Annotated in this window: 9 protein-coding genes; 6 read left to right on the top strand and 3 right to left on the bottom strand. The window is 57.7% G+C overall.

Features of this window, described 5'->3' with window-relative positions:
* Window positions 1-313, top strand: a 313-nt coding sequence (locus tag ACEQU8_RS01715; protein ID WP_370261043.1) for a hypothetical protein, incomplete at its 5' end; no start/stop codon positions are given.
* A gap of 123 nt (window positions 314-436) precedes the next feature.
* Here ACEQU8_RS01715 and gatB read toward each other — a convergent pair.
* From gatB to gatC, 3 genes are read right to left on the bottom strand one after another with little or no spacing between them, the layout of a single operon-like run.
* Entirely contained in the window at window positions 437-1,876 is a 1,440-nt protein-coding gene (gene gatB, locus ACEQU8_RS01720; RefSeq protein WP_370261045.1) for an Asp-tRNA(Asn)/Glu-tRNA(Gln) amidotransferase subunit GatB, read from the bottom strand.
* Between the two features lie 12 nt (window positions 1,877-1,888).
* Complete coding sequence (gene gatA, locus ACEQU8_RS01725; protein WP_370261046.1) at window positions 1,889-3,373, bottom strand: Asp-tRNA(Asn)/Glu-tRNA(Gln) amidotransferase subunit GatA; 1,485 nt, start codon at window positions 3,371-3,373, stop codon at window positions 1,889-1,891.
* A gap of 38 nt (window positions 3,374-3,411) precedes the next feature.
* Window positions 3,412-3,711, bottom strand: a complete 300-nt coding sequence (gene gatC, locus ACEQU8_RS01730) for an Asp-tRNA(Asn)/Glu-tRNA(Gln) amidotransferase subunit GatC (protein ID WP_370261047.1) — start codon at window positions 3,709-3,711, stop codon at window positions 3,412-3,414.
* 235 nt (window positions 3,712-3,946) lie between these two features.
* Between gatC and ACEQU8_RS01735 the strand changes: the two genes are divergently transcribed.
* The 5 genes from ACEQU8_RS01735 to ACEQU8_RS01755 all read left to right on the top strand — a co-directional run.
* On the top strand, window positions 3,947-4,990 hold the full coding sequence (locus ACEQU8_RS01735) for a rod shape-determining protein (RefSeq protein WP_008248080.1): 1,044 nt from the start codon (window positions 3,947-3,949) through the stop codon (window positions 4,988-4,990).
* Between the two features lie 91 nt (window positions 4,991-5,081).
* Window positions 5,082-6,074 (top strand): rod shape-determining protein MreC, encoded by a 993-nt coding sequence (mreC, locus tag ACEQU8_RS01740; RefSeq protein ID WP_370261049.1) that lies wholly within the window; start codon window positions 5,082-5,084, stop codon window positions 6,072-6,074.
* Complete coding sequence (gene mreD, locus ACEQU8_RS01745) at window positions 6,064-6,588, top strand: rod shape-determining protein MreD (RefSeq protein WP_370261050.1); 525 nt, start codon at window positions 6,064-6,066, stop codon at window positions 6,586-6,588. Before mreC ends, mreD begins: the two co-directional genes overlap by 11 nt.
* Window positions 6,585-8,495 (top strand): penicillin-binding protein 2, encoded by a 1,911-nt coding sequence (gene mrdA, locus ACEQU8_RS01750; RefSeq protein WP_370261051.1) that lies wholly within the window; start codon window positions 6,585-6,587, stop codon window positions 8,493-8,495. Before mreD ends, mrdA begins: the two co-directional genes overlap by 4 nt.
* Window positions 8,492-9,411, top strand: a 920-nt coding sequence (locus ACEQU8_RS01755) for an FtsW/RodA/SpoVE family cell cycle protein (RefSeq protein WP_370261053.1), incomplete at its 3' end; no start/stop codon positions are given. The genes mrdA and ACEQU8_RS01755, both read left to right, overlap by 4 nt.

The raw sequence follows: 9,411 nt of genomic DNA on the forward strand, positions 1-9,411 counted from the left end.
GGGGCAATGGCCCCTGCTGGCTTCTGGGCAAGCGAAGGCGGCTCAGGTGGCATGCGAGCATGGCTTTGCTGCAGCGTGTGCGTGGACTTCGGCTACGCGAATCACCGGCGTGGCCAAGCGCAGCGCCGGGGCTGGGGTGGCGCGGGCCGCGCAGGCCGATTCAGGGCAGCCCGCCCGGTTTGGCCCACACCGAGGGGCCGAGGCGTGTTTCCCGACCAAGCCCCCGCTTGGCGGGAAACCGAATCGGATGCAATGGCGACATTTTCGCCTTGCATGCCCCCTCGGAAGGGACAAGAAGGGATATACGGGCTGATCCCAGGCCAAGGGGCTTGGGACGCCCCGGCACCACCATGCTGCGCGACTAACCTATGCGCTGGCTGATGCTAGGCCTAGACCCAGAACATCCACGGACATGCTCGCCTCAGCAGACCATTCGTCAAGTATTCAATTTGCGCTTGAGGATGTCGTTGACCTGCGCCGGGTTGGCCTTTCCCTTTGCAGCGCGCATAACCTGCCCCACCAGGAAGTTGAACGAAGCCTCTTTACCGGCCTTGAACTCGGCCACGGGCCCAGGGTGCGCAGCCAGCACGTCGTCAATCATTTTTTCAACGGCGCCACTGTCAGAAATTTGTTCCAGCCCTTTGCCCTTGATGCAAGCGTCCACGTCGTTAAACTCACCGTCCCACAAGGCATCAAACACGAGCTTGGCGGTTTTGTTGTTCAAGGTGCCATCGGCGATGCGTTTAATGATGCCCGCGATGTGGGCTGGCTTGACTGGCGCCTGGTCGGGCGTTTGATCTTGCCGGTTGAGGGCAGCCGAGAAGGTGCCCAGCAACCAGTTGGCCAAGGGTTTGGCATGCGATGGGCCGGTCTCCGCCAAAGCAGCCTCGAAGTAATCGGCCATGGCGCGACTGGCGGTCAGTGTGACGGCGTCGTAGGTAGGAAGGCCCAGGTCGGTCTCGTAACGCGCTTGCTTTTGCGCGGGCAGCTCGGGCATGCGACCTTTCACCTCGTCAATCCATGCGCTGGCAATCGTCAGTGGCGGCAGATCCGGATCGGGGAAATATCGGTAGTCCTCAGAATCTTCTTTGCTGCGCATGGAGCGCGTTTCATTTCGATCGGGGTCGTAAAGCCGTGTTTCTTGCTTGATCACGCCGCCATCTTCGATGATTTCGATTTGCCGCTGGGCCTCGTACACAATGGCAGCGTGCAAAAATTTGAAGCTGTTGAGGTTTTTGATTTCGCAGCGCGTGCCAAATGTTTCTTGCCCCTTGGGGCGAACCGACACGTTGGCATCGCAGCGGAAGCTGCCTTCTTGCATGTTGCCATCGCAAATGCCGAGCCAGGTGACCAAGGTGTGCAAGGCTTTGGCGTAAGCCACCGCCTCATCGGCGCTGCGCATGTCGGGCTCGGTCACGATTTCTAGCAAGGGAGTGCCCGCACGGTTTAAGTCGATGCCCGACTGGCCTGCAAAATCTTCGTGCAGGCTTTTGCCTGCGTCTTCCTCGAGGTGGGCCCGGGTGAGGCGCACGGTTTTCATGTGCTCGCCGACCAAAAAGCTGACTGAACCACCCTGCACCACTGGAATTTCAAATTGGCTAATTTGATAGCCCTTGGGCAGGTCGGGGTAGAAATAGTTTTTGCGGGCAAACACAGAGTACTCGGCGACTTTGGCGCCCACCGCCAAGCCAAATCGGATGGCGTGCTCCACCGCGCCTTTGTTCATCACTGGCAGCACGCCGGGCAAGGCCAAATCCACCGCGCAAGCCTGTGCATTGGGTTGCGCGCCAAAGGCGGTGCTGGCGCCGGAGAAAATTTTTGATTTGGTCATCAACTGGGCGTGGGTTTCTAAACCCACCACGATTTCCCATTGCATGGTGCGAACCTCTTAAAACGGTGTGCGAAGGTGCCAATCGGTGGTTTGCTGGTAGTGGTCTGCCAGCGCCAACAGATCAGCCTCTTTGAAATAGTTGCCTATGAGTTGCATGCCCACCGGGCGATTTTTCGCGCCAAAGCCAACTGGCACACTCATGCCCGGCAAACCGGCCAGGCTGGCGCCCAGGGTGTAAATGTCGGCCAAATACATTTGCACAGGGTCTGCATTCAGTTCCCCGATGTTCCATGCGACCGTGGGGCTGACTGGCCCGGCAATCACATCGCATTGCTGGAAGGCCACCTGAAAATCTTGGGCGATCAAACGCCTAACCTTCTGCGCTTGCAGGTAATAGGCATCGTAATAGCCATGCGAAAGCACATAGGTGCCCACCATGATGCGGCGCTGCACTTCCTGGCCGAAGCCCTCGCTTCGGGAGTTTTCGTACATGGACTTGAGGTCGGTGTATTGCTCGGCTCGGTGACCGTAACGCACCCCGTCAAACCGCGACAGGTTGGAACTGGCCTCTGCGGGGGCAATCACGTAGTAAGCCGGGATGGACAACTCGGTGCGAGGCAGGGTGATGTTGACCAGAGTGGCGCCCATGGATTGCAATTGTTTGAGCGCATCGTCAAGCGGCGCGCGCACATCGCTGGCCAACCCATCGCCAAAAAATTCGGCCGGCAACCCCACGCGCAGACCCGCCAGGGGTTTGGCCGCATCGCCGTTGCGAAGCGGCTTGCCAAAGCCCGCCGTAAAATCTTCTTGGTGTGCGGGACGCGCAACGCTGGTGCTGTCTTTGGGGTCGAAGCCCACCATGGCGTTGAGCATGAGCGCACAATCGTGAGCACTGCGGGCCATGGGGCCGGCTTGGTCCAGGCTACTGGCATAGGCAATCATGCCGTAGCGGCTGCAACTGCCGTAAGTGGGCTTGATGCCGGTGATGCCACACAGGGACGCCGGCTGGCGAATGGACCCACCGGTGTCGGTGCCCGTGGAACAAGGCACCACCCCGGAAGCCACGGCCACCGCCGACCCGCCGGAGGAGCCACCGGGCACGGCCTGGGTATCCCAGGGGTTTAAACAGGGGCCAAAAGCGCTTTTTTCGTTGGACGAGCCCATGGCAAACTCATCGCAGTTGAGCTTGCCCACATTGACCATGCCAGCCGCATTCAAGCGGGACACGACCTCGGCATCAAAGGGGCTTTTGTAACCCTTGAGCATGTTGGAACCCGCTGTGCTCGCCCACCCTTGGGTCACAAAAATATCTTTGTGTGCCGTGGGAATGCCCAGCAAGGCGGAAGACTCACCGGCCGCCAGCCGCTGATCAGCAGCTCGGGCCTGGGCTAGGGTGAGGTCATCCTGAATGTCCACGAATGCGTTCAAACTGGATTGAGCGCGCGCCGCACGAAGCGCCTCTTGGGCCAATTCGGTGGCACTGGCCTTTTTTTGGTCCAGCAGGCTGCGCAGTTGGGCAATGGTGTGCAAGGGGGAAGACATGTTTTAAACCACAAAAGAAATTGGAAACAACACCAGGTTTATTCGATGACCTTGGGCACCAGGAACAGACCGCGTTCGGCTGCAGGTGCATTGGCCATGTTGGCTTCGCGCTGATCGTTTTCTGTGACTTGATCCTCGCGCAAGGCCAGCGCCACGGTTTGAATCATGGCCAGCGGGTGCGACAGGGGTTCAACGCCCTCGGTGTTTTGGCTTTGCAGGCGATCGGCCAGTTGCATGATGTTGTTCAACTGGGGTTCTAGCAACTCCGCTTGTTGTGGCGTCAACTTAAGACGCGACAAGGTGGCGATTTTTGCGATTTGCCCGGAATCCAGGGACATGGGAATTCTCCACTTGAGGACTGGCTGGAACATCGCCTCTAAACGATGCAAAAGCCGCTTGGTGAAAGTCTGTTTCAGTCAAAGAGTGCTTATTTTATAGGTTATCATCAGCGTCTACGTCACTTGCGCTTTGAAGTCTCACAATTAGTGGCGCGTCGCACCGTACACCAGGACAACTTTGAGCCACAAGGGCTTGGCGGCTCACCAACCACACGTTACAGGTTAGAACATCACCATGTTTGGGTTTCTACGCAGCTATTTATCCAATGATTTGGCCATCGATTTGGGCACGGCCAATACCCTGATTTACGCCCGCACCAAGGGCATCGTGCTTGACGAGCCCTCGGTGGTTGCCATTCGCCAGGAAGGCGGCCCCAACGGCAAAAAAACCATCACGGCCGTGGGTCTTGAAGCCAAACAGATGCTGGGCAAGGTGCCGGGCAACATTGAGGCCATTCGTCCCATGAAAGACGGCGTGATCGCCGACTTCACCGTGACCGAGCAAATGCTCAAGCAATTCATCAAGATGGTTCACGAGAGCCGTCTGTTCTCCCCCAGCCCGCGCATCATCATCTGCGTGCCCTGTGGCTCTACCCAAGTGGAACGCCGGGCCATTCGCGAAAGCGCACTGGGTGCGGGGGCTTCCCAGGTTTACCTCATCGAAGAGCCCATGGCTGCGGCCATCGGCGCCGGCTTGCCGGTGTCTGAGGCCTCTGGCTCCATGGTGGTGGACATCGGCGGTGGCACCACGGAGGTGGGTATTATTTCTTTGGGTGGCATGGTGTACGCAGGCAGCGTGCGCGTGGGCGGCGACAAATTCGACGAAGCCATCATCAGCTACATTCGCCGCAACTACGGCATGATGATCGGCGAACCCACGGCTGAAGCCATCAAGAAACAAATTGGTTCGGCTTTCCCGGGTTCGGAAGTGAAAGACATGGAAGTGACAGGTCGCAACCTGTCCGAGGGCATTCCGCGCCGCTTCACCATTTCTTCCAATGAAATTCTGGAAGCGCTCACCGAGCCACTGAACGCGATTGTATCGGCGGTTAAATCGGCGCTGGAGCAAACTCCACCCGAACTGGGCGCCGACATCGCTGAACGCGGCATGATGTTGACCGGCGGTGGCGCTTTGCTGCGCGACCTGGATCGCCTGCTGATGGAAGAAACCGGCTTGCCCGTGCATGTGGCCGAAGACCCGCTGACTTGCGTGGTGCGCGGTTGTGGTTTGGCCCTTGAGCGCATGGACAAACTGGGAACCATTTTTACCAGCGAGTAACGCCCGCGCCTCCACACCCGGGGGCACGCATGGACAAACAGAGGCGGCCCGACGCACAAAGCGATTCGGGCCAACTCCTTTTTGAAAGCTTATGGAGTACACCCCGCCACCACTGTTCAAGCAAGGCCCATCGGCGAGGGTACGCCTGGCTTTTTTTGTGGCTTTGTCGGTGGGTTTGCTGTTTCTGGACGCCCGCTACGGTGCCATGGAGATCGTTCGCCAAGCCGTGGGCACCGCCTTGTACCCTGTTCAGCGCATCGCGGGCCTGCCTGTGGAGTTCAGCACGGGCATTGGCGAATACCTCACCACACTGGACACCCTGAAGCAAGAAAACCAAGAACTCACCAAGATTCAGCTTCAAGACAAACAGCGCTTGCATGAACTGCAAACCTTAAAAGCCGAGAACGAAAAGCTGCGCAAGTTGCTGGGCGTGGGATCGACGCTGCAAGTCAAACGCTCCATCCTGAGCGAAATTGTGAGCGATGCCCGGGATCCGTTTTCAAGAAAAATCATCATTGGCAAGGGCTTGATTCAAGGGGTTCGCGAAGGCATGCCCGTGATTGACGAGTTGGGCCTGCTGGGCCAGGTCACACGGTCTTTCCCCAGCCGGGCAGAAGTGTCCTTGATCACCGACAAAGAGCAGATTATCCCGGTAGAGAGTTTGCGCAACGGGCTGCGTAGCGTGGCGTATGGGGGCCTGGACGGCGGCCTGCTGGAATTGCGCTTCATGGCGGCCAATGCGGACATTGAAGAAAACGACCTGCTGGTGACGTCGGGGCTGGACGGCGTATATCCCCGTGGCATTCCGGTGGCCCGAGTGTTGCGAGTTGAGCGGAACTCCCGCTACGCCTTCGCCAGCATATTTTGCGAACCCATCGCGGGCGTAGAGCGGCATCGTTTTGTGCTGGTGCTTGACACCTTCCGCGAAGAACTGCCTGCCGGTGAGGCGGCTGCTGTGGTTCCACAGGCACCCAACCCATCCAAGCAGAACCCCACCACCAGTCCTACGGCCAATTCAGACAAGGCGCTGCCCAATGGCAGCAAGCCCAAGACCAGCACTGCAGGAGGTGGAAATGGCCGTTAACCCCATGTCGGCGTCAGAAATTCTGCGGCCAGCCAACCCGTGGTTTATGGCTTTTTCGCTGTTTGTGGCCTTGCTCATGAAATTTGTGCCAGTGGACCGGACATGGATTACCCCAGACTTCCTGGCCTTGGTGTTGGTGTTCTGGAATATTCGCCAGCCCAGGCGAATTGGCATTGGCGCGGCGTGGTGCTTTGGGGTGGCGGTGGATGTTCATTCTGCCAGCGTGTTTGGTGAACACGCGCTGGCCTACACGCTGCTGTCTTATTTTGCGATCACCATTCATCGGCGCGTGCTCTGGTTTTCGCCGCTGATGCAGGCGGCCCATATTTTTCCGCTGCTGCTGGCTGCCCAGGCCATCACCGTGGTGATTCGGGTGATGTTTGGCGGAGATTTTCCAGGGCCATGGATCTTTTTAGAAAGTGTGCTGACCGCCGCGCTGTGGCCTTTGGCACAGTTCCTGTTGCTGGCCCCTCAAAAATTACCTGAAAACCGCGACAACGACCGCCCGATATGACCGAGTTCAATCATCCCGAACAATCGCTGAAACAGTTTCGGTTTCGACTGTTTCTAGCCGGCTTGTTTGTGGTGCTTTTGTTCATGATCTTGATCGCAAGGCTGCTGTGGCTGCAGGTGATCAGTTACGAAAAATATCAATCCAAGGCCGAAGACAACCGCATTACCATTGTGCCCTTGGTGCCCAACCGTGGTTTGATCATGGACCGCAACGGCGTGGTGCTGGCCAACAATTATTCGGCCTACACCTTGGAGATCACGCCCTCGAAGATCGACAAGCTCGATGAACTCATCGACGAGTTGGGCAAAATCGTAGAAATTTCCTCGCTGGACCGGCGGCGTTTTAAAAAGCTGCGCTACGAATCGAAACGGTTTGAATCCATCCCCATTCGCACCCGCCTGACCGACGAGGAAGTGGCCCGCTTTGCGGTGCAGAGCTTCCGCTTCCCTGGGGTGGAGATTCGCGCCCGCTTGTTCCGCCAATATCCTTATGGGTCTTTTGCTGCGCACATGCTGGGTTACATTGGGCGAATTTCGGCCAGGGACCAGGAGCGCATTGAGGAACTGGGCGAAGAAAACAACTATCGCGGCACCGTCTACATCGGTAAAGACGGACTGGAAAAGCGATACGAGTCCCAGCTACACGGCAAAACCGGGTTCGAAGAAGTTGAGACCTCTGCCGGCGGGCGCGCGGTGCGCGTGTTGTCCCGCTCCCCCGCCATCCCTGGCGAAAACCTGATGTTGTCGATTGATATTCGCCTGCAAGAGGCCGCGGAAAAAGCCCTGGAAGGCAAACGTGGCGCCCTGGTCGCCATCGACCCGCGCAACGGCGATGTGCTGGCCATGGTGAGCGCACCCGCCTTTGACCCCAACCTGTTTGTCGAAGGGATTGATTCCGAAAACTGGAAGGCGCTGAACGAAAGCATAGACCGCCCACTACTGAACCGACCGCTAACGGGCACTTACCCACCGGGTTCCACCTTTAAACCATTCATGGCATTGGCCGCGCTGGACAAAGGGTTTCGCACAGCCTCGCAAACACTGCGCGACCCGGGCTATTTTGATTTTGGCGCGCGCCGCTTCATGGACGACAAAATCGGCGGCCATGGCTTGGTGGACATGTACAAATCCATCGCGGAATCGTGCAACACCTATTACTACTTGCTTGGCAGCGAAATGGGTATCGACATCATTTCGGAATTCATGGCCCAGTTTGGCTTTGGATCCCCCACAGGCATTGACCTGGACGGTGAGCGTTCTGGTGTGCTTCCCTCACGGGACTGGAAAAACAAAGCGTTTAGGACGGCAGAAACACGGCGCTGGTATTCTGGTGAAACCATCTCAGTCGCAATTGGTCAGGGCTATAACAACTACACGCCACTCCAACTGGCGCATGCCACCGCTGTGCTGGCCAGCGGCGGCATGCGGGCCACACCACGCTTGGTGCGCGCATTCCAGAACCCCGTGACAGGCGAGGTCATCGAAAAACCGCTGGAGGCTTTCAACCAAATCAACTTGCGACCCGAGCATGTGGCGTCGGTCAAAAAGGGCATGCATGGTGCTGTGCTGGAGGGCACTGCGCGGCTCGTGTTTCAAAACACAAAATACCCCGTGGCAGGGAAAACCGGTACAGCCCAGGTGTTTGGGTTGAAGCAGGGCGAACGCTACAAAGACCGGGCTGAAGCGGCTGAGCGTTTGCGCGACCACGGATGGTTTATTGCGTTTTCGCCAATTGATCAACCTCGTATCGCATTGGCCGCGATAGTTGAGAACGCCGGGTTTGGCAGCCAATCGGCTGCTCCCGCGGTCAAAAGAGTGCTTGACGAATACTGGGCCCTACAAGCGCAGGACAACCCGCCCTTGGTGCTGCCCGCACCCATGGTCAATACAGAAGGGGCCACGCCATGAAACGTGCCATTCAACGCGAACCTTTTTGGCCACGCATTCGCCCTTATTTCACCGTGTTTGACCCTGTGCTCAGCGCGATTTTGCTCACTTTGGTGATTTTTGCGCTGATTACGCAATTCAGCGCCGCCTACGACTTTGAGGGTCGCTTTGCCTCCCACAGCCGAAACCTGCTGATTGCATTTATGGTGATGTGGGTAACTGCCAACATCAAGCCCCAAACCCTGATGCGGCTGGCTCTGCCCCTGTACGTGATTGGCGTCATATTGCTGATTGCTGTTGAGCTGGTCGGAGACATTTCGAAGGGCGCACAGCGCTGGTTGAACCTCGGAGTCATTCGAATCCAGCCCTCGGAGATCATGAAAATATCCATGCCGCTGATGCTGGCCTGGTTTTTTCAACAACGGGAAAACATTTCAAGCTGGCGAGAATTCGCCGTGGCCACCATTTTGCTGGCCATACCCGGGGTGCTCATCCTGAAACAGCCCGACCTGGGCACCGCTTTGTTGGTGTTGGGGTCTGGGTTTTTTGTGATCTTCTTTGCAGGTTTGTCATGGAAGGTGCTGGCGGCCTTGAGTGTGATGTTTGTGGCCAGTCTGCCCGTGTTTTGGACCTTGATGCACGACTACCAGCGCCAGCGTGTGCTCACCCTGCTTGACCCCACGCAAGACCCGCTGGGCAAGGGGTTCCATATTATTCAATCCACCGTGGCCGTGGGCTCGGGTGGGTTCACGGGCAAGGGCTTTTTGCAAGGCACGCAAACCCATTTGGAGTTTATCCCAGAGCGCACGACCGACTTTATTTTTGCCGTGTTGGCCGAGGAATTCGGGCTATTGGGCTGCCTGGTGCTGCTCACCCTGTACACCTGCCTGATTGTGCGCGGGCTGGTGATTGCCAGCAATGCCCCCACCCTGTTCTC

This window comes from Limnobacter sp. (genome assembly GCF_964228395.1).
Classification (GTDB): Bacteria; Pseudomonadota; Gammaproteobacteria; order Burkholderiales; family Burkholderiaceae_B; genus Limnobacter.

Coding starts and splice junctions, on each gene's coding strand:
- gatB (WP_370261045.1), bottom strand. CDS start 1,876: ATGCAATGGGAAATCGTGGTGGGTTTAGAAACCCACGCCCAGTTGATG.
- gatA (WP_370261046.1), bottom strand. CDS start 3,373: ATGTCTTCCCCCTTGCACACCATTGCCCAACTGCGCAGCCTGCTGGAC.
- gatC (WP_370261047.1), bottom strand. CDS start 3,711: ATGTCCCTGGATTCCGGGCAAATCGCAAAAATCGCCACCTTGTCGCGT.
- ACEQU8_RS01735 (WP_008248080.1), top strand. CDS start 3,947: ATGTTTGGGTTTCTACGCAGCTATTTATCCAATGATTTGGCCATCGAT.
- mreC (WP_370261049.1), top strand. CDS start 5,082: ATGGAGTACACCCCGCCACCACTGTTCAAGCAAGGCCCATCGGCGAGG.
- mreD (WP_370261050.1), top strand. CDS start 6,064: ATGGCCGTTAACCCCATGTCGGCGTCAGAAATTCTGCGGCCAGCCAAC.
- mrdA (WP_370261051.1), top strand. CDS start 6,585: ATGACCGAGTTCAATCATCCCGAACAATCGCTGAAACAGTTTCGGTTT.